We start from the raw sequence: 21,764 nt of genomic DNA on the forward strand, positions 1-21,764 counted from the left end.
CCGATGGATACATTTGTTTCTTAAAAATGCTACAGTGTTCTATTTCTGCGACAAACAAATGAGTTGTATAATCGGTTTAATATGGGTTCCATGAAAATGGTATTTAGAAACTAAAATAAATTATATGAAAAAGCTGAGTGTTTTTTGCGTCGCCTTAATCTTGTCGTCTATTTTGTTTGTAGCTTTTACGTTTGTTAAAGCAGGTGGTATTATTGGTAGGGTTAGTCCGCCAGATGCTGTGGCAGGTGTTTCGCTTGTTGCAGGTTCAGATACGGTTAAAGTACAGGTTAATCAGGGCGCTTTTTCTTTTACCAATTTAAAAGAAGGCGTGTATACTGTTTTGGTAAAAGCAAATGCACCCTATAAAGATTTAACGATAGAGAATGTAGCAGTAAAAGATAGTACCACTACAGATCTGGGAGAAATTAAAATACAGCAATAATTAAAATCATTTAGGAAAGGAGCGCAATGCTCCTTTTTTTATTTCAAAGATTTCTATTGGCATTATTAATCGATGAGATGGTCTGCACCTATATCATTTTATAATGTAAATAACAGTTTAGTAACCTTAATTTAATCTGCTTTAAATGGGAACAAATGGGTGAGTTTTACTGATTTTAAATAACACACTTTAATTTTAAAAAATTAAAGTAAAAAACGTTTCAAAAAACCTATCTTTGCATCCCGACAGAACAGTTGGGATTTTTCTTCTTACAAGCACAAAATCTCGTTGCTTTCATGGTTTCAAAATGGAGCCAAATTACTTTAGAATTTTAATCATTGTTTAAGCTTTATCATGCCTAAAGACACTTCCATACGCTCAGTACTAATTATCGGATCAGGCCCAATTATTATTGGCCAAGCCTGCGAATTTGATTATGCCGGTTCGCAAGCGGCACTTTCTTTAAAAGAAGAAGGGATTACCGTTTCCATTATCAACTCTAATCCGGCAACAATTATGACGGATAAAGTTATTGGTGATCATGTTTATCTTCACCCTTTAACTGTTGATTCAATTGAAGCTATTCTTCAAGAGCATATAAACGCTACAGATTTACCTAGAATTGACGCTGTTTTGCCAACTATGGGCGGTCAAACGGCGCTAAATCTTTGTGTAGAAGCTTCCGAGCGCGGTGTTTGGGAAAAATATGGTGTTAAAGTTATCGGTGTTGATGTAGCGGCTATCGAAAAAACCGAAAACCGTGAATCTTTCCGCCAGTTAATGGTTGATATAGGTGTAGGTGTAGCGCCTTCTAAAATTGCCAACTCATTTTTAGAAGGTAAAGAAGCTGCTCAAGAAATCGGTTTTCCATTGGTAATTCGCCCATCGTATACGTTAGGCGGTTCTGGTGGTGGTTTTGTGCACAAAAAGGAAGAATTTGACGCTGCACTTAAACGTGGTTTAGAAGCTTCGCCAACACATGAGGTTTTAGTAGAACAAGCTGTTTTAGGCTGGAAAGAATACGAGTTGGAGCTATTAAGAGATAGCAACGATAATGTAATCATTATCTGTTCGATTGAAAACTTCGATCCAATGGGGATTCATACTGGAGACTCGATTACAGTTGCACCTGCTATGACATTATCTGATCGTTGTTATCAGGAAATGCGTAATCAGGCCATTAAAATGATGCGCGCTATCGGTACTTTTGCTGGTGGGTGTAATGTTCAATTCTCGGTAAACCCTGTAAATGATGACATTATCGCCATCGAAATTAATCCACGTGTATCCCGCTCATCGGCTTTAGCAAGTAAGGCCACTGGTTATCCAATCGCTAAAATTGCTGCGAAACTGGCAATCGGTTACAACCTGGATGAAATTGAAAATCAAATTACCAAAACAACTTCAGCATACTTTGAACCTACGTTAGATTACGTAATTGTTAAAATCCCCCGCTGGAATTTCGACAAATTTAAAGGTGCCAATAAAGAACTTGGTTTACAGATGAAATCTGTTGGTGAGGTAATGGCCATTGGTCGTACCTTTATCGAAGCCTTGCAAAAAGCTTGTCAGAGTTTAGAGATAAACCGTGCAGGTTTAGGTGCTGATGGCAGACAGGTTCGCAACATAGAAGAAATTATGGATGGCCTGGAGCACGCTTCATGGAACCGTGTTTTCTTAATCAAAGATGCCATGACAATGGGTGTGCCTCTGGAATCCATCCGTAAGGTGACTAAAATTGATAAATGGTTCTTAAATCAGATTCAGGAGCTTGTAGCTTTAGAAGTTGAATTAAAAAGATATTCATTAAATAATATCCCTCAGGATTTCTTCTTTACCCTTAAACAAAAAGGTTTCTCTGATATTCAGATTGCCTGGTTGTTAGGAAACGTAACGGAAGATGAAGTTTACGATCGCCGTAAAGCTTTAGGGATTAACAGGGTGTATAAAATGGTAGATACCTGTGCTGCCGAATTCCCTGCAAAAACACCATATTACTATTCTTCTTTTGATGAAGAAAATGAATCAATCCCTTCGGATAATAAAAAAGTAATTGTTCTGGGCTCTGGTCCGAACCGTATTGGTCAGGGTATAGAATTTGATTATTCTTGCGTACACGGTTTATTAGCCGCAAAAGAATCTGGCTTCGAAGCGATCATGGTAAACTGTAATCCTGAAACGGTTTCTACAGACTTTAACATGGCCGATAAATTATACTTTGAGCCGGTTTTCTGGGAACATGTTCGTGAGATTATTGAATTAGAAAAGCCAGTTGGCGTGATTGTTCAATTGGGCGGTCAAACAGCCTTGAAAATGGCAGAGAAATTATCGGCACTTGGCGTTAAAATTATCGGAACATCTTTCGAGAACATGGATATCGCTGAAGATCGCGGTCGCTTCTCAGATTTATTAAAAGAGTTAAATATTCCATATCCTAAATATGGTGTAGCTGAAAATGCCGAAGAAGCAATTGTGGTTGCCAATGAAGTAGGTTATCCAGTTCTGGTTCGCCCAAGTTACGTATTAGGCGGACAAGGAATGAGCATTGTGATTAACGATGAAGACCTGGAGAAAGCAGTAGTAAAATTACTAGGCGATTTACCAGGTAACCGCGTATTGATTGATCACTTTTTAGATCGTGCAGAAGAAGCAGAGTCAGATTCGATTTCTGATGGTGATGATGTTCACATTGTGGGTATGATGGAGCACATTGAGCCAGCAGGGATTCACTCAGGTGATTCATTCGCCGTATTGCCTACTTTCAGCTTGCCAGAATCGGTAACTAATGCAATGGAAGAGTATTCGATTAAGATTGCCAAAGCTTTAGATGTACGTGGTTTATTGAATATTCAATTTGCCATCAAGGATGAGAAGGTTTATGTAATCGAGGCCAATCCAAGAGCATCACGTACGGTTCCTTTCATCGCTAAAGCATATGATGTTCCATACATCAATATTGCGGCAAAAATTATGTTAGGCGTAGCGAAGTTGAAAGATTTCACTATCGAGCGTAAGCTAAAGGGCTATGCAATTAAAGAACCGGTTTTCTCTTACGAGAAATTCCCTGAAGTTACGAAAGAGTTGGGTCCGGAAATGAAATCCACAGGTGAAGCCATTCGTTTCATTAAAGATTTGGAAGATCCATATTTCCGCAAGCTTTACAAGGATAAATCAATGTATTTGAGTAAATAAAATAGTAAAGGGCGATGGTGACATCGCCCTTTTTGTTTCTGCATAATTTTCCTGCTGCAATTTATATCTTTAAACCTAATTGGGTCTTAACGAATCATCAGGCAGAATACATTGTCGAAGTCAACTAATTCTTCATCCTCCCTTGTTCAGCTTCTGAGCCTGTAGTGCGGCGGCGGGCAGGTTTAATTTCTTTACCAAAGCGGTAAGTGAAAGTTATTCTTCCAATCTGGCTTTCGTTTTTCTGATGTACCTCATATTTTAAACCGGGGTATGCGCTAGAGATATCGTTTTTATACATATTAAATATATCTGATAAGGCTAATTTCAGGCTTGCCTTTTTATCAAAGAGTGTTTTACTCAAACCGGCATCAATAGAATAGCGGGCTTTAATTCTTAGTGTTCCGTAATCCAGTGGTGATTCATAACTGCCATTTAACTCTCCGGTAAAACCACTAACTATGGTAAAGCTTTGCTGAGATTTAAACTGAAATGAGGTTTTACCCGTTTTTAACGCCACACCAGCTAAATCTGGCGCCTCAAAACTCAGGTAAAAAACATTTAAATTGTTATTCATCGACCACCATTTTGCCACCTGAACCGGGATATTTAAATTAGCATTATAACTGATGTTCTTTGCAAGATTTTCATTGGTTTGAAACAGTGCTTTCTGTGCAGAATCAGGCAATAAAACTTCTGTAATTACATCATTGGTTCTACTGTAACCTATCGAGAGCATATATTTCTGCATAAAAGTATAACTCAACTCCACATTATTGGTGTATTGCGGTTTTAAAAATGGATTACCCTTGTTGTATGTGTATTGATCCAGGTAATAAATAAATGGATTTAAGGCATCGTAACTTGGGCGGTCTATCCTGCGACTGTAAGAAAAGCCAAGTTGGTTGTTTTTCGAAAGTGTTTGCTGCACAAATAAAGTTGGGAAAAAATCCCAGTAACCACGTTCCACTACTGTATTTGTAGTAACCAGGTTTCCTTTAGAATTGGTTTGCTCAACCCTTAAGCCAAGTTGAATACTGGTGTTTTTAAACTTCTTGTTAATATTAGTGTAAGCCGCATTTACATTTTCATCATAAATAAATTGATTACTACGGCGAACATCATTTTGCCAAATATTGTTAACTAATTCTTCAGCTTGTAAATCGTTATCTGTTTTTACCCAGCTACTTTTTAGGCCAGCTTCTAGCTTTATGGTTTTACTCAATGAAACATTATAATCAACTTTAAAGGCTTTAATATCAATTTTTGAAGGCGTACCATTCCTGGTGTAATTAATCGGGCGAATTCTATTTCCATTGGCGAACATATAATCATTCTCATATTCAGAACCATCGTTTCCATTGTATTTAGAGTAATCAAAATCTGCAGAAATTTCAGAACCTGCCGTATCTAAAACCGATTTGTAATTCAGGTTATAAGAAATATTGTTGTATTTATTGGTTTGTAAACTACTTGATGCTAATGTTGAATCTACCTGCTGAAAAGATGGGCCAATTAAAGTGTTGCTTTTAGATACCTCGGTTCCGCGATTAAAATAGCCATTCACCAACACACCTATTGTATTATTTTTATCGATAAAATAATCTAAACCTGCTTTGAAATTATTGTTTTGTTGCTTCCTTAAGCTAGATCCTGACTGCATAAAATAAGTATCGGGCGTGCCGTTTGAAATACGATCAATCGTGATGATGTTTTCACGGTTAGTTTTTCCATAGTTATAGTTTCCAAACAGATTCAGTTTTTTCGTTCTATGGTTTAGATTTAATCCTGTATTACCTCTAAAATTTTTACCATATCCGGCTGTTGCATTTAGGCTTCCATTTGTACCACCAGCTTTGTTTTTCTTAGTTTTAATATTGATGATTCCTGAATTTCCGGCTGCATCGTATTTAGAGGATGGATTCGTAATCAATTCGATGGTTTCAATTTCTGAGCTTTGCATGTTCCTTAGTAAATTCGCCACATCAGCGCTGCTCATATAGGTTTGTTTCCCATCAAGCTGAATTAACACGCCTTGTTTACCCTGCATTGAAATGTTGTCATTCTGATCTACTGAAACTCCCGGCGCTTTCTGTAATACTTCAAGAGCGGTAGAACCCGTCATGATTGCGCTGTTAGAAACGTTCATTACTACTCTATCCATTTTCCTTTCGATTAAGGGCTTGGTTACAGCAATACTTACTTCTTTTAAGTTTTGAGTGCTGGCAACGAGTTGAGCAGAACCAAAATCTACCTTCTGATTTTTATCGGTAAGTGTAATGGTTTTACTTTTAATCGTGTTGTAGCCCATGTTGCTGGCTTTGTAAAAGTAGTTTCCTTCTAAACTGATCGCAAAACCAAAAAAACCATTTTGATCCGTAAAACTGGTTTTTACTATACTGGAATCTGTCGCTTTATATAATACTACTGTTGCGTAATCTACTGGTTTTTTATTCTCATCAAGGATAATTCCGGTTAGGTTAGGCTTAGGTGAAGTTTGTGCAAATAAACTTACTGAAAAGAAAGCAGCAATAATGATGAAGGATATTCTGTAAAAAATTTTCATTTGTTTAGGTTTAAATTTTAAAAAATCCAGGCAAAACGATTTCCATAACGTATGTGTATACGTTTTCTAATTTTGCCTTTATGTTTAAAGTTTAGCTTGGAAACGAATAGTCTCCCTTTTTAGTTATCAGTAAGACGAACGTTTTTTTAAAAGGTTACGCAGTTTTAAAAAAAAAGAAAAATCCCTGATTCAAAGACAAGTATAAGTCTTTAAATCAGGGATTTATTTTTCACATCGAAAAACAATGTGCTATTTGTTTTACTGTTATTTTACGCCTAATACGTCTACACCTTGTTCAAAAACAACATCAACAGGAATATTTTTTCTGGTCAAACGGTCCAGGTCTTGCTGAAGTGTAGCTGGAATAACCGCTTTTTCTTTTTGAGTCTTCTCTACTGCAGCTTTATCACCGTTCCCTTGTAAAGTAATAATGAATGCACTGAGCTCATTCATTGCAGAGGCAAACTTTTCGAAATTAACTTTATATGTTCCTTTGGATGTACGCTCGAAAGCGCCTTTTTCTGCAAAGTAATTAAAGCATTGCATATTGGCTTTGCCATGTGCCTCTGATACGCCAAAACGAACTGATCTTAAAATGCCCGCCATAAAGGTGGTGTAATAACTTTTAATGTCGCCTTGAAGCTCACCTTTTTTTAATAAGCCAGTAACCATGTACAAGCCTAAAATATCAGCTTTGCCTTCTTCCAGCCAGCTATATTGTTCTTTTAAAGCCTCACGAACAAAACCTTTTCCGGTAATGGTTTTTTTGATTCCCAAACCATGTGCAACCTCATGAAACATTACATTTGCAAAAAAAGCATCGAATTTAATATATTGCTGCTGATCGGCATCAATTAGTTCCTTCGAAATAGGAAGGAGAATTTTATCAAATTTTGCTTGCATTGCATTTTTGAGTTGCGAGCGGCGGGTTCCTTTTTCCTGTTGAATTTTCTCATCATTCGGCAAGTTAACCGCAATGGTTTTTGATCCTGCATTGCAATCTCCGGCATAGTAAATTACATCGTAGGCATTAAGTTCAGAATCTGTGCCTGGTGTTTCGGTTTTATATTTTGCTGGCACCGGAAGGTTTTTTTGCAACTCTGGTAAAAGCTTTACATATTTAGCCAGGCGCTTACTCCATTCTTTATCTTTAATTAAAACATAAGCTTCGTAACTGGTGCGGGCATTGAAAAGTTTATCTTCATAATTTTCAATGGGGCCGATAATGATATCCAGTCCATTTGTTTTCATCTCCAGCCAGGCGTAATCACTTGCCGTAAACTTATCAGTTACCAAGGCATCAGCACGCAGGTTTAAATATTTTTTTAAGCCAGCATCGTCAGCAATTAGTGCTGCTTGTTTCAAAAGGGAACTTGCTCTTTGCAATTCAGAAGCGAATAATACATGGTAAGGCACCGTGATCAACTTTCCTGTCGTATCTTTTTTTACAACAGAATAGGCCCCATATTTATCAGCTAAATCTGCTTTTTCAATTTCTTCTTTTGTAATTCCACTTGGATAAAAAGTAGCACCCTCTGGTTTATTTCCCACACCTGCAACAAAAGGTTTTTCGTTGTTTAGTCTATCCCAAGGGCCATAATTAATGTTTACAAATTCACGCGTTTTTTCATCTTTAATAGTTGCCATCAGGCTATCGCGCTGCGGGTAAGCTTGTTTCCAATAAAGTTCGTCCATAATCTCTGCTGCCTGAATCAGAAGCGGTAAAATTTTACGGTCATTAACGCTTAGCTGGTTGAGGTTGGTCGTCAGTTTTACCCTTTCATATATAGGAAGTCTGCTGGCAACATAATCCGTTAAGCTATCTTTTTGCACAACCGTTGTTTTTTCTTCTGTAGGCTTGCCAGTATTGGTGCAAGCAGAGAATAGGCTGGCAGAGCAGGCGATCGCAGACAGTAAGAGTATGGGTTTGTATAGTTTCTTCATTATTACAATATATCGTGGCTAAATTACTAAAATTTGAAAGCTTTGTATAAAATTTGATGTATTGGATGAAGTTTAGCCTAACTTTGTAACTTTAAATTCTATTAAAATATTACCATGTTTTCAATAAAATCTCCTTTTTTCAGTGTCACCTCTATTTTAACATTGGCCTTGCTTATCTCTGCTTGCAGCACAAATAAATATGCAGCAACTGAAAAGATTTATAAGCTAAAAACGAAAGATTTTGCTGGCATCATTTCCGCTACACCTCCTACAGGTCAGTTATATGATTTGGCCAATCCAACAAATCAAACCTGGGTGGGTTCTGTAAATTTTGGAATCCGTAAACCCAATTTTGTGATCCTCCACCATACAGCGCAAGATAGTTTAGGGCAGACCATTAAGACATTTCACTCTACAAAAGCAGGTACGAGTGCACATTATGTGATTAGCAGGGATGGGAAAGTAGTGCATATGGTAAATGATTATCTGCGATCAAACCATGCCGGTGTAAGTAAATGGGGAAAGGATACAGATTTAAACTCCTCTTCGATAGGGATTGAGCTTGATAATAATGGAACAACAGATCCATGGCCGGATGCACAAATCAATAGCCTGGTTAAATTATTAGAGACATTAAAAAAGGCCTATAATATCCCGACTGCTAATTTCATTGGTCATTCTGATATTGCCCCAAAGCGCAAGCCAGATCCAAATAAATTCCCATGGAAAAAACTGGCTTTAAAAGGCTTTGGTTATTGGTATGATGAGGTGTTGCAAAACCCACCGGCAGATTTCGATGGGCCAAATGCACTAAAATTAATGGGCTATGATACCAGTGATTTGAATGCTGCAATTATTGGTTTTAAGCGTCACTTTATACAAAGCGATATTACTCCGAAGCTTACACCCGTTGATTTGTTGGTGTTGTATAATGTTTATACGAAATACTAAAAAGGTTGAAGGTAAAAAGGTTGAAGGTAAAAAGGTAGAGGGTAAGAAGGATGATGGCAGAAGATTTTAGGTTAGAAGGTAAAGCTAATAGTTAAATATTTTTCTAAATAAGCAATTTTCCGTGATTTTTGTGTTTCCGCGGCAATTATCACGGTTTTATAGCAGAGGGTAAAGCTAATGGTTAATATTTTTTAGAGAAACATTCTAGAATAAGGTTTCCGTGATTTTTGTGTTTCCGTGGCAATTATCATGGTTTTAGAGCAGAAGTTAAAGCTAATGGTTAATATTTTTAGAGAAACATTCTAGAATAAGGGTTCCGTGATTTTTGTGTTTCCGTGGCAATTATCATGGTTTTAGAGCAGAGGGTAAAGCTAATAGTTAAATATTTCCAGGTAAACAATTTTGAATAGGTTTCCGTGATTTTTGTGTTTTCACGGCAATTATCACGGTTTTAAAGTAAAAGTTAAGGCAAATAATTAAATGTTTTCCAGAGAAACCTTTTTGGATCGGGTTCCTTAATATCTCTGTATTCTCCTGGCAATTCTTTAACAATTAAGCATAAAAAAACACGGATAAACCTAAGTTCATCCGTGTTCATCTATTGTTATACCTTAACTATTTTGGTTTCTTAAACGTATCTTTCAAAGTTACCGTCCGGTTAAAAACTAACTTTTCGGTGGTAGAATCTTTGTCCAGGCAGAAATAACCTTTTCTAATAAACTGATAGCGGCTATCTAAATCTGCATCAGCCAAAGCCGGTTCGATGAAAGCGTTTGGAAGAACTGTCAGGCTTTCTGGATTCAAATAATCTTTGAAGTCGCCTTCCTCAGCATCTGGTGTTTCAGAAGTGAACAAACGATCATATAATCTAATTTCTGCTGTTTTAGCATGCTGAACACTTACCCAATGAATCGTTCCTTTGACGTTGATGCCACTGGTATCATTTCCACTTTTCGATTCCGGAACGTAAGTACAGTGAATTTCAGTTACGTTTCCGTTTTCATCTTTCACAAAGTCTTCACACTTTACAATGTAAGCAAATTTCAGGCGAACCATCGCTCCAGGTGCCAAACGGAACCATTTTTTAGCGGGTACTTCCATAAAATCTTCACGCTCAATCCAAAGCTCATTGCTGAAAGGGATAACACGTGTGCCACCACCATCTTCAGCTTCAGGATTATTTTCGCCGATTAAATCTTCTGTTCCTTTTTCATAATTGGTAATCACCAATTTGATTGGATCTAAAACTGCCATTACTCGATTGGCTGATTTATTTAAATCTTCGCGGATACAAAATTCCAGTAAGCTTAGTTCGATCAGGTTTTCCCTTTTAGCAATACCTATTCGCTCGCAAAATTCGCGAACACTTTTTGGCGTAAAGCCTCTTCTGCGCAAACCAGAAATGGTTGGCATGCGTGGATCATCCCAGCCGTTAACTAAATTGTCATTTACCAGTTGCAATAATTTACGTTTACTCATTACTGTTGAGGTAAGGTTTAAACGTGCAAATTCATATTGTTTAGATGGGAAAATTTCCAGTTTTTCGATAAACCAATCGTACAATTCACGGTGTGAAACGTATTCTAACGTACAGATAGAGTGCGTGATGTTTTCGATACTATCGCTTTGGCCGTGTGCAAAATCGTACATGGGATAGATACACCATTTGTTGCCAGTGCGGTGGTGTACCGCATGTTTAATGCGGTAGATAATTGGATCTCGCATTAGCATGTTCGGACTAGCCATGTCAATTTTCGCCCTCAAAATATAAGCCCCATCAGCAAATTCGCCATTTTTCATTCTGGTGAAGATGTATAAATTCTCTTCAATGCTGCGGTTACGGTATTGGCTATCCTGTCCGGGTTCAGTTGGGGTACCTTTTAAAGCTGCGATTTCATCCGCTGAACTTTCATCAACGTATGCTAAACCTTTCTCAATTAGTTTAATGGCAAAAGAATATAGTTCGTCAAAATAATCTGATGCATACAATTCATTCTTCCAGTTAAAACCTAACCATTTAATATCTTCCTGCTGACTATTTACATATTCAGTTTTCTCTGTAACCGGATTGGTATCATCAAAACGCAAGTTGGTATAACCGCCATATTTTTGTGTTAATCCGAAGTTTAGGCATATCGCTTTCGCATGGCCAATGTGTAAATAACCATTAGGCTCTGGCGGAAAACGTGTAACCAAAGTTTCGTACTTACCACTATTTAAGTCGTTCTCAATAATTTCTTCAATAAAGTTCAATGACTTTTCTTCACTCATAAAAACCTGTAAATTAGGATTGCAAAGGTAAAAAGATTGAGCGTAATTATATAAGTATTATGAAATAGATAATGAGTTAGAATAGGGAATAGGTAAAAGAGAATAAGAATTGATCAGGAATCTATTTTGTTCCCCATTCATATCTTCTCTATTTTCCATTCTCCATTTCCCATTTCCCATTTTCCTTTTTCCATTTCCCACTTTCTATTTTCCATTCTCCTTTTTCCATTACCCCATCTTCCATTTTTTTCTTGCCTATTTCCTTATCCCATCAAATTCGATACATTTACATCACTTAATATTTCACTATGAGCAAAGTATTAAACAGGCCCATACGCGTTTTGGTAGCTAAAGTTGGCTTGGATGGACACGATAGAGGAGCTAAAGTAATTGCCACTTCGCTGCGGGATGCCGGTATGGAGGTGATTTACACCGGCTTACGTCAAACCCCAGAAATGGTAGTTAATACGGCTTTACAGGAGGATGTAGATGCTATTGGCATATCCATTCTTTCTGGCGCACATATGACGGTTTTTCCAAAAATTATCCATTTTATGAAAGAGAAGCAGTTGGATGATGTATTGTTAACGGGGGGAGGAATTATACCAGAAAATGATCGTAAAAAACTGGCAGAAATGGGAGTGGGAGAATTATTCCCGCCAGGAACCACCATGGCTAGTATTGTAGAATATATTCAGAATTGGGTTACAGAAAACAGAAATTTTTAAACTATGGCATATCAGAATTTAATTTCAGAAATTAAAGAAAACATACTTTACGTTACCATAAACCGTGAAAAGGCATTAAATGCTTTAAACAAGGCAACACTTGACGAACTTGCTGATGTAATTGTCTTTGCGAATAAAACGGCAGAGGTAAGGGGGGTGATTCTCACTGGGGCAGGAGAAAAAGCTTTCGTAGCCGGGGCAGACATTAAAGAATTTTCTGATTACACTGGCGAACAGGGCGAAGAATTAGCCCGAGCAGGACAAATTAATGTATTTGATGCAATTGAAAAATCAACCAAACCGTTCGTTGCTGCCATTAATGGTTTTGCATTGGGCGGAGGTTTGGAATTGGCTATGGCCTGCCACATGCGGGTGGCAGCAGACACAGCTAAATTAGGTTTGCCGGAAGTAACTCTGGGCTTAATTCCAGGTTATGGTGGGACGCAAAGATTAACCCAGCTGGTTGGTAAAGGAAAAGCAATTGAATTAATTACCACGGCGGGGATGATCACGACCAGTGAAGCTTTAAAAATTGGTCTGGTGAACCATACCGTAGCGCAGGCAGATTTAATTGCGAAAGCAGAAGAAATATTAAATCTCATTAAACAACGTGCACCGTTAGCCGTTGCAGCTGTAATAAAATCCGTTAATGCATCCATTAATGAAGTTAATGGCTTTGAGGTTGAGATAGCTGAATTTGGAAAGTGTTTTGAAACGAATGATTTTAAAGAGGGTGTATCTGCATTTGTTGATAAACGCAAAGCCTCTTTTAAAGGAAATTAAAAAAAGCAGCCGATTAGTTACGTTTTTTATATTAATTTGAGGAATATTTCCAATTTAAAAACGTTTGAACGGGTTATGTATCCCTTTTGATTGTCAAAGGTAACATGCTTTCTTAAGAAAGTTTCTATCCGTTAATCTGGAGGTTTTTTAGCCAAACAACAGTATAGCGCTCATGAAAAAGAAGATTTTAATAGTAGATGATGAAGTGAATATAGGATTGCTACTTTCAAAATTTCTTACTAGAGATGGTTTTGAAGTGGCAAATGCTGTATCTGGTGCCTCTGCGATGAAAATTCTGGCGGAAGAAACATTTGATTTAATTCTTTGCGATTATCGTCTTCATGATACAGATGGCCGTGAAATTTTAATAAAAGTAAAAGAAGACTATCCTTCCACCAGTGTAATTATCATAACGGGGTATTCTGATATCAAGCTCGCAGTAGAATTGATTAAACTAGGGGCGTATGATTACATCACTAAACCACTATATCCAGATGAAATTTTAGATACCATTAAGAAAGCATTAGCAGCACAAAAAACTTTAAAAAAAATAAAAAGTAGTACAGAGCGCAGAACTGGTACCGACAGGGAACCAGATTACGTAAATTATGGTGAATATATAGATGGCGAAAGTGATGCTTCTGCGAAACTCTTTAAGCAAATTCAGTTAATAGCGCCTACTTCATATAGCATTATTCTAACCGGCAAAAGTGGCACAGGTAAAGAATGCGTAGCCAAATCTATCCATTTAAATAGTTTAAGAAGAGATAGGCCTTTTGTGGCAATGGACTGTGGTTCATTAACAAAAGAACTTGCCGGAAGCGAATTTTTCGGACATGAAAAAGGTGCCTTTACCGGCGCATTATTTACCAAAATAGGTCATTTTGAGTTAGCAAATGGCGGTACTATTTTTTTAGATGAGATTGGTAATTTATCTTATGAGATACAGGCAACTTTATTGAGAGCAGTCCAGGAGCGGAAAATAAAACGTATTGGCAGTACAAAAGAAATTGAACTTGATGTTAGAATCATTGTAGCAACGAATGAGGATCTGGCCATAAATATTGATAAAGGGACCTTTAGAGAAGATTTATTTCATCGCTTTAATGAGTTTTCTATTCATATACCTTCGCTTAAAGAACGTGGCAACGATGTGTTGATTTTTGCCAATCAATTTCTTACAGTTGCCAATACCGAACTAAATAAAAAGATAAAGGGCTTTTCTGAAGGAGTTAAAAAATGTTTTCTGAATTATGGCTGGCCAGGTAACGTACGCGAGTTAAGAAACGTAGTAAGAAGACTGGCATTATTGACAGATGGTAACGAAATTCAGGTAGATGTTTTACCCTTAGAACTGTTGAATTACGTTAAAGATTACACAACGGATAAATCCCTTGCCCAAACAAAAACAGAAGGTAAAGATAAACGCGTTGATTTAAAGAATGCTGCACAAGAGGCAGAATATAATGCGATTTTGAATGTTTTAATGAAGGTTAATTTCAATAAAACCAAAGCTGCACAAATTTTGAAAATAGATCGAAAAACGCTTTACAATAAGATGAAAGCTATTAAGTTAGATGGATAATTGTAATATAATTATCTTTAAAACAAATTGATTGCTTTTGCTATTTATGATGTACCGAGCATTAACTTATGTCAGTATTTTCTTATAAACAACGCCAAAATATTAATCTTGTTATCATTATTGCGCTTGGTGTTCTCATTGCATATTCTTTACAAGATATTTTTTCGGCAATACTGAGTACATTAGTATTATATACCATTTTTCGCCCGATTTATATTCATTTGGCCGAAGTTAAAAACTGGAACAAACGTTTTGTTGCCATCCTGATCATCGCTATTAGTGTGGTGCTGATCGTACTTCCTTTTTATGCCCTGAGCAGTATGGTGATTAGTAAAATTTCCGAACTAAGGCATAATGAAATCTTCTTTAAAAATTTATTGGTTAAACTTCAGCACCTTTTGCCTTTCGAAGTTAATGAACATTTAATTCAGGAAGGGTTAAACAGAATGGGCAATTGGGCAAGCCAACTTTTTCCATCATTAATATCAAGCGCTGTAAATATTGTACTCAGTCTTTTAGTGATGTACTTTTTACTCTACTTTATGCTGATTGAGCGAAAGCAATTTGAAGCCTCGCTGGTAAAATATGCACCTTTCCGCGAGCAGAACGCCCTTCGTTTTGGGAATGAAATGAAAAATACCACATTTGCAAATGTACTGGGCCAGGGCTTAATTTGTTTGGTGCAGGGCGCTCTTGTAAGTTTATCATTTTATGTGTTGGGCTATCAGGATCCTGTGTTCTGGGGAGTGATAACCGCATTTATCTCCTTTATACCTATTTTAGGGCCACCAGTAGTATTCGTGCCTGCAGCTATTTTGCAAATTGTAAACGGGCATAACTTTGAAGGATGGGCCATGCTTGCTTTCGGCTTTATTGTGGTTATTAATATCGATAATGTACTCAGGTTCATTATTGCGAAAAAAGTTGGAAATATTCATCCAATTATCACGGTAATTGGCGTAATTATTGGTATTCCATTATTTGGAATACTTGGGCTTGTTTTTGGACCACTTTTGCTATCTTATTTTATTCTGCTGATTAAGATTTATGAATCCAGTACATTGGCCTCAGAAAGATTAGAAAGAATTAAAACAAATATTGAGCATAATGAGTTATAATCCATAGCTTAACAATTAAATAATATAGTATTTCTTATATTAGAATGTTAAACCCTTAAAATACATGATTATGAATGATAACTCGAAAGTTGTAGTTGCTCTTTTAGCAGGATTAGCTGCTGGTGCCGCTTTAGGTATCTTATTCGCACCAGATAAAGGTGATGAAACCCGCGACAAATTAAGCCAGTCTTTAAAAGATCTAGGCGATTCTATTAAAGACAAAGCTGCTGATGAAATTAACAACTTGTCTAGCTTGAAAGATAAAGTCGTAACCTCAATTAAAACCAAATTGAGAAGTGTTGAAGATGAGTATAGTGACGACGTAGAGCACGCATAAGCAATAAAATAATAGCTGGGCGTTTAGTTGCGCCCAGTTAAATTTCATCTTAACTATGCAAGAAAATAAAGAGAAAGGTATCGAGGATATTTTCGAGGATGCCAAAGGCTATTTAGAGGCTAGAGTAGAATATACCCGACTTTACCTCTTAGAAAAGGTATCTAAAATATTTGCCGATTTAGTTACTAGTACGGCAGTAATTGTATGCTTCACCCTGGCGTTTTTATTTGGTAGCGTAACGTTAGCACTCTTCTTATCCAGTGTTTTGGGTAGCTATACCGCAGGGTTTGGTTGCGTATCATTAATTTATATTTTGCTTGCCGTTATAGTATATTTAACCAAAGATAAATATATCGAAAAGGCAATTATTAATATCGCGATCAATAAGTATTTCAACAAACTTGCAGATAAGGAGGAAGAAGATGAGAAGTTATAAAAACATCAGCAATCTGGAAGATCTGCAGGCTAAAAAATTAGAACTTAAGGTAGAATATACGCTTAAACAAAATTTGTTGGTTGCCGATAGTAAAACATTTGCAAAGCAATTCACGCTCGGTGCATTAATTAAAAAGTACGCTACTCCTGGTAATTTATTTAAAGCAGATGATAAATTAAATATTAGTGGTACTGCTATGTCTTTATTGCTACCAATGGTGATGAACAAAACGCTTTTTAGAGGCGCAGGTTTCTTAACAAAAGCAGCCGTCGGCCTTGTCTCTGGAAAAGTGGGGAAATCTTTAGATGCTGAACATTTATCAGCTATTTATAATTCTGTAAAAGGCTGGTTTGGTACCCGAAAAGATAAAAAAGCAAAGAAATTTATTGACTATGGCATTCCGCCAGACAGCGAAACGTATTAGTATAGTGGTTCATTTGTCATCTGTTCATTAGTTAGCAAAGAGCAAAAACTATATAAATAAAAAGCCTCAGGATTTTAAATTCTGAGGCTTTTTATTTAATCTAATCTACTAGTTGGCGTCTAGTCAATTAGCCCTAAGTCTTTTGACCTACTGTGTTGGTGTCTTACCAAAGATAGAAATAATCCTATTTTCTGCACTTAAATAATAAGCCATGCTATTTATGCTCCTGGACCATTGAACCAATGACCAGTGAACGAATGAACTTATTATTACAAATCCGTCTTAATTTTCAATTCTTTTAATTGTTTATCATCAATCGTACTTGGGCTATCGATCATTACATCTCTGCCAGAGTTATTTTTAGGGAAAGCAATCACATCGCGAATAGAATCCAGACCTGCAAAGATAGAGGTTAATCGATCGAAACCGAAAGCAATACCGCCGTGTGGAGGTGCGCCGAATTCAAAGGCATCCATTAAGAATCCAAATTGTTTTTGCGCTTCTTCTGCACTAAAACCTAAATGTTTAAACATTAATGCCTGAAGTGTACGATCATGAATACGGATAGATCCACCGCCAACTTCTGTACCATTAATTACCATATCGTAAGCGTTGGCACGAACATTTTTAGGATCAGTATCCAGTAAAGAAATGTCTTCTGGTTTCGGTGAAGTGAATGGGTGATGCATGGCATGGTAACGCTCCGTTTCTTCATCCCATTCTAAAAGAGGGAAATCCAATACCCAAAGCGCAGAGAATGTATTTTTATCCCGAAGGCCTAAGCGGTTACCCATTTCCAAACGAAGTTCATTTAATTGCTTGCGAACTTTTTCTGTAGAACCAGCTAAAATTAAAAGTAAATCGCCTTTTTCAGTTTCAAAAGCTTCACTCCACTGTTTTAAATCTTCTTCATTAAAGAATTTATCTACCGAAGATTTAATCGTTCCATCTTCATTATGACGAGCATAGATCAAACCAGTAGCACCAATCTGTGGGCGTTTAATAAAATCTGTTAATTCATCTAACTGCTTGCGGGTGTAGCTGGCAGCGCCTTTTGCATTGATCCCAACAACCAGTTCAGCATTATCGAAAACTGGAAAACCTTTACCTTTTGCAAGATCATTCAGTTCCACAAATTTCATGTCAAAACGAGTATCTGGTTTATCAGAACCATATAAACGCATCGCATCAGCATATTGCATCCGCGGTACTTCAGGTAAATCATAATTACGTACCTCTTTAAATAAAGTACGAATCAAGCCTTCAAACGTATTTAAAATATCTTCCTGTTCAATAAAAGACATCTCGCAATCAATCTGAGTGAATTCAGGCTGGCGATCTGCTCTTAAATCTTCATCTCTAAAGCATTTTACAATTTGAAAATAACGGTCGAAACCAGATACCATCAGCAATTGCTTAAAAGTTTGTGGTGATTGAGGTAAGGCATAAAATTCACCCTCATTCATGCGGCTAGGCACTACGAAATCTCTGGCACCTTCTGGAGTAGATTTGATTAAAACCGGAGTTTCTACTTCAATAAAATCAAGTGCATCTAAATAACGGCGAACCGATTGTGCTATTTTATGACGTAAAACCAAATTATTGCGGACCGGGTTACGGCGCAAATCCAGGTAACGGTACTTCATGCGTAATTCATCGCCACCATCCGTTTCATCTTCAATCATAAAAGGAGGCAATTTTGCTGCATTTAAGATTTCCAAGGCTGCAATTTTAATTTCCACATCACCAGTTGGCATTTTTGGATTTTTATTACTTCGCTCTACTACTGTACCAGTGGCTTTAATTACAAATTCGCGACCCAATGAACGTGCCGATTCGCAAAGTTCATGGTTATCATCCATGTTAAAAACCAGCTGTGTAATCCCATAACGATCACGAATGTCTATAAAAGTCATTCCACCTAAATCTCTTGATTTTTGCACCCAACCACACAGGGTTACACTTTCACCTAAGTTATTAAGGGTTAGTGCACCACAAGTTACTGTTCTTAACATATATTGTAATCTAAATTGAGCGGCAAAAATACCGATTTTGTTTTAAACTTTGGAATAGAAGATCCCAGGTTTTTTTGCCACCTAAAGAGTTTAAGCTAAGCAGGTTCTTTAACAGATAAATATCAGTGTTAAATACCCATTCTATCATTCAAAATTCTCTCATTCCTTCATTCAAAATTCCTTCATTCAAAATTCCATCATTCAACATTCCCTCATTTAACACTCAATCATTCAAAATTCAATCATTCCTAAAAAGGTGTTAACCTTTAGACTTCAACCTGCTCAGTGTTTCTGGCGATATGTTCAAATATGATGCAACCATTTTATTGGATAATCGCTTCACCACAATTGGATTCTGATTTAATAATTGCTGATAGCGTTCCAGGGCATCCGAAGTAATAAAAGACATTAGCCTGTTGGTATTGGTTACATACGCATATTCAAGATAATGGCGATAAAGCTTTTCCCATTGTGGGATAATTTCTAAAAGATGGTAGAAATCTGCTTTGTTGATGCTTAGTACCATGGTTTCTTCTACGGCCTGAACAAACTCCAGTGATTCTGATGCGGTTACAAAACTCACCAGCGCTGTTGCAAATTGATTTTCGAAAGCAAAAAGTCTGGTTGCTTCAGTACCGTTCTCCGTAAGAAAAAAGATTCTTAAACAGCCGCTGGTTACAAAATAGATCTTGCTGTTGGTCTTCCCAGGGCTAACCAGAAATTCATTTTTCTTTACCTTGAGTAGTCTGAAAAATGAAAAAACAGTTTTCAGGTCGTCATCGCTAATCTTAATCCGATCTTTGATATAACTGGAAAACTGTTTATGCATAGCTTGCAAAGTAGCGTATTTAGCTTTTTGATGCAATTTTTTCTGCAAGTTTACGGGCGTTAGGAATAATAATAAAGGCAGAGAGGTAGGAAACCGGTACCATAATACTCCAGGCTTTTAGGAATTTAATAAACCAATCTTCTCCAAAACCGTAGTTACGCATCAGGCCCACAAAAGCCATAATTAAAGTCATAGGAATAACAACCAGTAGTGTGTTCAGGTATTTAAAATATACTTTCTTCATTTTGTTTTTGTTTTAAAACAAAGGTGCAAGGATAAAAAAAGCTAAACTTTGATGTAGGTCAATAAATATTGGGTTTTATTCGCTAATACTTTTCCTCTAACACCACCTGAACAGCAGTTACTTTCCAATTCCCGTTTATCTTTTTCCAGTTGAAAACTTCTTCTGTTTGTACCGTTTTCTTTTTTGCAAACACCAATCCTTTTTCAAATACAATAGATTTGCGTGCAATCTTTTCTGTAAAAAATTCGTTTTCAAACGATGATTTTATGCGGTAATACGTAGTGGAAATCTCCTTAGTCTTTTTGAAGTATTTTTCTGTTTGGTATACGAGGTCTTTTCTATCGTAAACTGTTGCATCAGCATTTGTGTAGTGAATGCCATCATCAAACTGACTCATGTAAATGCCAATGTCTTTTCTTTCAAAAGCTGAATTTGCTTTTTGATGGATGGTATCTATTTCTGTAATTATATCAATTTCCATGGTATGAAGTTAAAGGTTTCCGTCAGGCTTTAAAAATAATAATCAAGTGATCATCATTCCAAAATAACAGATTAGTCTCCCAAAAGATTTTGATGATGTAATTTAATAGCTGGGAATGCTGTAAGTTTATTTCAACTTTTTCTTACATTGATGCAACGTTTTGAAAACCCTCCTGTCTTATAATCAGAATCTTCGAAAATTTGGAAACGGTATATATCGATAAAAACCTGGAGTTAGTTAAAGCATGCATGCAGGGCAGCCGGGCGGCACAGTTTGAATTATACAAATTGTACGCTAAGGCGATGTATAATGTGGCCTTACGGATATTAAATTACGAAGAAGAAGCAGAAGATGTTTTGCAGGAGTCTTTTTTAGATGCCTTTACCAGGATTGTCGATTTTAGACAAGAAACAACATTTGGGCTCTGGCTGAAGCAGATTGTAATCAACAAATCCATTAACTATTTGCGAAAACGTAAAATGGAATTCGTGAGCACGGACGAGATTTCGGAGGTGCCGGATGATGTGAGTTTTGATGATTACGATAACCAGCTAAAAGCCGAAGAAGTAAGAAAAGCGATTACCCAACTGCCAGATGGCTACAGAGTGGTATTGAGTTTGTACTTATTAGAAGGGTATGATCATGAAGAAATAGCTCATATTTTAAAAATAAGTGAGAATACAAGTCGCACGCAATACATGAGGGCGAAAAAGAAATTGAAAGGTATATTAGATTTGAAAGGGATGAGAGATGAATAATAGATTAGAAACATTTGTTAAAGATAACCGAAGATCGTTTGATGTGATGGAACCATCAGCGGGGCTTTGGGCAAAAATTGAACAAGGATTAGATCAAAAGAAAGAAAAAAAGCCGGTAAAGCTTTATTTGTGGATAAGTGTGGCCGCATCTATACTCGTTGTATTTGGTTTAGGCTGGCTATACGCAGAAAGAATGCAAAAAGGAGAAATTGAAATCGCTGATGTGAATGCTGTTTATGCTAAAAAGGAAGTTCAGTTTGCCGGGCTGATTGTAGAGAAAAGAGATAGCCTGGCCATTTTTGCTTCTGCAAATCCAGAATTATATAAAAAATTCACTGCTGATTTAAGGAAGTTGGATGAAGAATATGAACGCTTAAAAGGTGAATTACCTACCTCGCCAAATCAAACTTTTGTAGTGAAGGCCATGGTTAAAAATCGCGAAATTCAATTACAGCTATTAAAGCAACAGTTATTAATTATTAATCAGGTAGACGATTATAAAAAAGTAAATCAGATTTAAGGAAAAGTCATATACATCTTTACTGCTTGATACTTACTATTAGATACTTGATACTTACTACTAAATACTTGCTACTAAATACTTGATACTTGCTACTAAATACTTGATACTCGCTACTATATACTTGCTACTAAAAAAACAAC

Annotated in this window: 19 protein-coding genes; 12 read left to right on the forward strand and 7 right to left on the reverse strand. The window is 36.7% G+C overall.

All coding sequences use genetic code 11. The features are described 5' to 3' along the window. Positions 1–124 precede the first annotated feature (124 nt). Both ACN1CD_RS02845 and carB read left to right on the forward strand, forming a co-directional pair. The gene (locus ACN1CD_RS02845; protein ID WP_419128730.1) at positions 125–442 is read left to right on the forward strand and encodes a carboxypeptidase regulatory-like domain-containing protein; all 318 of its coding nucleotides are present in this window, start codon (positions 125–127) and stop codon (positions 440–442) included. Between the two features lie 354 nt (positions 443–796). After that, entirely contained in the window at positions 797–3,634 is a 2,838-nt protein-coding gene (gene carB / locus ACN1CD_RS02850; RefSeq protein ID WP_419128731.1) for a carbamoyl-phosphate synthase large subunit, read from the forward strand. 124 nt (positions 3,635–3,758) lie between these two features. Here the strand turns inward: carB and ACN1CD_RS02855 are convergent, their stop codons facing one another. Both ACN1CD_RS02855 and ACN1CD_RS02860 read right to left on the reverse strand, forming a co-directional pair. Then, positions 3,759–6,197: a TonB-dependent receptor domain-containing protein gene (locus tag ACN1CD_RS02855; protein ID WP_419128732.1), complete on the reverse strand. Its 2,439-nt coding sequence runs from the start codon at positions 6,195–6,197 to the stop codon at positions 3,759–3,761. A 264-nt stretch (positions 6,198–6,461) separates the two neighbouring features. Further along, positions 6,462–8,141: a dipeptidyl-peptidase 3 family protein gene (locus ACN1CD_RS02860; RefSeq protein ID WP_419128733.1), complete on the reverse strand. Its 1,680-nt coding sequence runs from the start codon at positions 8,139–8,141 to the stop codon at positions 6,462–6,464. A gap of 114 nt (positions 8,142–8,255) precedes the next feature. On the opposite strand from ACN1CD_RS02860, the gene ACN1CD_RS02865 reads away from it, so the two are divergent. Then, positions 8,256–9,092: an N-acetylmuramoyl-L-alanine amidase gene (locus ACN1CD_RS02865; RefSeq protein WP_419128734.1), complete on the forward strand. Its 837-nt coding sequence runs from the start codon at positions 8,256–8,258 to the stop codon at positions 9,090–9,092. Positions 9,093–9,707: 615 nt separating this feature from the next. Here ACN1CD_RS02865 and ACN1CD_RS02870 read toward each other — a convergent pair. Next, positions 9,708–11,363 (reverse strand): glutamine--tRNA ligase/YqeY domain fusion protein, encoded by a 1,656-nt coding sequence (locus ACN1CD_RS02870; protein ID WP_419128735.1) that lies wholly within the window; start codon positions 11,361–11,363, stop codon positions 9,708–9,710. A gap of 308 nt (positions 11,364–11,671) precedes the next feature. Between ACN1CD_RS02870 and ACN1CD_RS02875 the strand changes: the two genes are divergently transcribed. The 7 genes from ACN1CD_RS02875 to ACN1CD_RS02905 all read left to right on the forward strand — a co-directional run bounded on the left by ACN1CD_RS02875 (position 11,672) and on the right by ACN1CD_RS02905 (position 16,774). Then, a complete protein-coding gene (locus tag ACN1CD_RS02875; protein WP_419128736.1) occupies positions 11,672–12,091 on the forward strand; it encodes a cobalamin B12-binding domain-containing protein in 420 nt (139 codons plus the stop codon). Between the two features lie 3 nt (positions 12,092–12,094). After that, positions 12,095–12,874, forward strand: coding sequence for an enoyl-CoA hydratase-related protein (locus tag ACN1CD_RS02880; RefSeq protein WP_419128737.1), 780 nt, complete (start codon positions 12,095–12,097; stop codon positions 12,872–12,874). Positions 12,875–13,046: 172 nt separating this feature from the next. Further along, on the forward strand, positions 13,047–14,459 hold the full coding sequence (locus ACN1CD_RS02885) for a sigma-54-dependent transcriptional regulator (protein ID WP_419128738.1): 1,413 nt from the start codon (positions 13,047–13,049) through the stop codon (positions 14,457–14,459). Positions 14,460–14,527: 68 nt separating this feature from the next. After that, positions 14,528–15,577 carry an AI-2E family transporter gene (locus ACN1CD_RS02890; protein ID WP_419128739.1) on the forward strand — a complete coding sequence of 350 codons (1,050 nt, stop codon included), beginning with the start codon at positions 14,528–14,530 and terminating at the stop codon, positions 15,575–15,577. Between the two features lie 70 nt (positions 15,578–15,647). Then, positions 15,648–15,914: a YtxH domain-containing protein gene (locus tag ACN1CD_RS02895; RefSeq protein ID WP_419128740.1), complete on the forward strand. Its 267-nt coding sequence runs from the start codon at positions 15,648–15,650 to the stop codon at positions 15,912–15,914. 55 nt (positions 15,915–15,969) lie between these two features. Next, complete coding sequence (locus ACN1CD_RS02900; protein ID WP_419128742.1) at positions 15,970–16,350, forward strand: phage holin family protein; 381 nt, start codon at positions 15,970–15,972, stop codon at positions 16,348–16,350. Beyond that, positions 16,337–16,774 (forward strand): hypothetical protein, encoded by a 438-nt coding sequence (locus tag ACN1CD_RS02905; protein ID WP_419128743.1) that lies wholly within the window; start codon positions 16,337–16,339, stop codon positions 16,772–16,774. The genes ACN1CD_RS02900 and ACN1CD_RS02905 overlap by 14 nt, the downstream gene beginning before the upstream one ends. Positions 16,775–17,043: 269 nt before the next feature. Here ACN1CD_RS02905 and aspS read toward each other — a convergent pair whose 3' ends face one another. From aspS to ACN1CD_RS02925, 4 genes are all read right to left on the reverse strand, one after another. Next, positions 17,044–18,789: an aspartate--tRNA ligase gene (aspS, locus tag ACN1CD_RS02910; protein ID WP_419128744.1), complete on the reverse strand. Its 1,746-nt coding sequence runs from the start codon at positions 18,787–18,789 to the stop codon at positions 17,044–17,046. 259 nt (positions 18,790–19,048) lie between these two features. Next, complete coding sequence (locus ACN1CD_RS02915) at positions 19,049–19,618, reverse strand: Crp/Fnr family transcriptional regulator (RefSeq protein ID WP_419128745.1); 570 nt, start codon at positions 19,616–19,618, stop codon at positions 19,049–19,051. Between the two features lie 19 nt (positions 19,619–19,637). After that, positions 19,638–19,862, reverse strand: a complete 225-nt coding sequence (locus tag ACN1CD_RS02920; protein ID WP_419128746.1) for a DUF2798 domain-containing protein — start codon at positions 19,860–19,862, stop codon at positions 19,638–19,640. An 82-nt stretch (positions 19,863–19,944) separates the two neighbouring features. Continuing rightward, the gene (locus ACN1CD_RS02925) at positions 19,945–20,343 is read right to left on the reverse strand and encodes a hypothetical protein (protein WP_419128747.1); all 399 of its coding nucleotides are present in this window, start codon (positions 20,341–20,343) and stop codon (positions 19,945–19,947) included. Positions 20,344–20,543: 200 nt separating this feature from the next. Between ACN1CD_RS02925 and ACN1CD_RS02930 the strand changes: the two genes are divergently transcribed. Beyond that, positions 20,544–21,101 (forward strand): RNA polymerase sigma factor, encoded by a 558-nt coding sequence (locus tag ACN1CD_RS02930; RefSeq protein WP_419128748.1) that lies wholly within the window; start codon positions 20,544–20,546, stop codon positions 21,099–21,101. Continuing rightward, positions 21,094–21,621 carry a hypothetical protein gene (locus tag ACN1CD_RS02935; protein ID WP_419128749.1) on the forward strand — a complete coding sequence of 176 codons (528 nt, stop codon included), beginning with the start codon at positions 21,094–21,096 and terminating at the stop codon, positions 21,619–21,621. Before ACN1CD_RS02930 ends, ACN1CD_RS02935 begins: the two co-directional genes overlap by 8 nt. The last annotated feature ends 143 nt before the right edge of the window (positions 21,622–21,764 follow it).

The organism is Pedobacter sp. N23S346 (genome assembly GCF_048515415.1).
Taxonomy (GTDB): Bacteria; Bacteroidota; Bacteroidia; order Sphingobacteriales; family Sphingobacteriaceae; genus Pedobacter.

Bases quoted from the DNA above. Each gene is read 5' to 3' on its own strand.
- ACN1CD_RS02885 (WP_419128738.1), top strand. From the start codon at position 13,047: ATGAAAAAGAAGATTTTAATAGTAGATGATGAAGTGAATATAGGATTG.
- carB (WP_419128731.1), top strand. From the start codon at position 797: ATGCCTAAAGACACTTCCATACGCTCAGTACTAATTATCGGATCAGGC.
- ACN1CD_RS02895 (WP_419128740.1), top strand. From the start codon at position 15,648: ATGAATGATAACTCGAAAGTTGTAGTTGCTCTTTTAGCAGGATTAGCT.
- ACN1CD_RS02915 (WP_419128745.1), bottom strand. From the start codon at position 19,618: ATGCATAAACAGTTTTCCAGTTATATCAAAGATCGGATTAAGATTAGC.
- aspS (WP_419128744.1), bottom strand. From the start codon at position 18,789: ATGTTAAGAACAGTAACTTGTGGTGCACTAACCCTTAATAACTTAGGT.
- ACN1CD_RS02870 (WP_419128735.1), bottom strand. From the start codon at position 11,363: ATGAGTGAAGAAAAGTCATTGAACTTTATTGAAGAAATTATTGAGAAC.
- ACN1CD_RS02890 (WP_419128739.1), top strand. From the start codon at position 14,528: ATGTCAGTATTTTCTTATAAACAACGCCAAAATATTAATCTTGTTATC.
- ACN1CD_RS02935 (WP_419128749.1), top strand. From the start codon at position 21,094: ATGAATAATAGATTAGAAACATTTGTTAAAGATAACCGAAGATCGTTT.
- ACN1CD_RS02855 (WP_419128732.1), bottom strand. From the start codon at position 6,197: ATGAAAATTTTTTACAGAATATCCTTCATCATTATTGCTGCTTTCTTT.
- ACN1CD_RS02865 (WP_419128734.1), top strand. From the start codon at position 8,256: ATGTTTTCAATAAAATCTCCTTTTTTCAGTGTCACCTCTATTTTAACA.
- ACN1CD_RS02860 (WP_419128733.1), bottom strand. From the start codon at position 8,141: ATGAAGAAACTATACAAACCCATACTCTTACTGTCTGCGATCGCCTGC.
- ACN1CD_RS02925 (WP_419128747.1), bottom strand. From the start codon at position 20,343: ATGGAAATTGATATAATTACAGAAATAGATACCATCCATCAAAAAGCA.
- ACN1CD_RS02875 (WP_419128736.1), top strand. From the start codon at position 11,672: ATGAGCAAAGTATTAAACAGGCCCATACGCGTTTTGGTAGCTAAAGTT.
- ACN1CD_RS02845 (WP_419128730.1), top strand. From the start codon at position 125: ATGAAAAAGCTGAGTGTTTTTTGCGTCGCCTTAATCTTGTCGTCTATT.
- ACN1CD_RS02905 (WP_419128743.1), top strand. From the start codon at position 16,337: ATGAGAAGTTATAAAAACATCAGCAATCTGGAAGATCTGCAGGCTAAA.
- ACN1CD_RS02880 (WP_419128737.1), top strand. From the start codon at position 12,095: ATGGCATATCAGAATTTAATTTCAGAAATTAAAGAAAACATACTTTAC.
- ACN1CD_RS02900 (WP_419128742.1), top strand. From the start codon at position 15,970: ATGCAAGAAAATAAAGAGAAAGGTATCGAGGATATTTTCGAGGATGCC.
- ACN1CD_RS02920 (WP_419128746.1), bottom strand. From the start codon at position 19,862: ATGAAGAAAGTATATTTTAAATACCTGAACACACTACTGGTTGTTATT.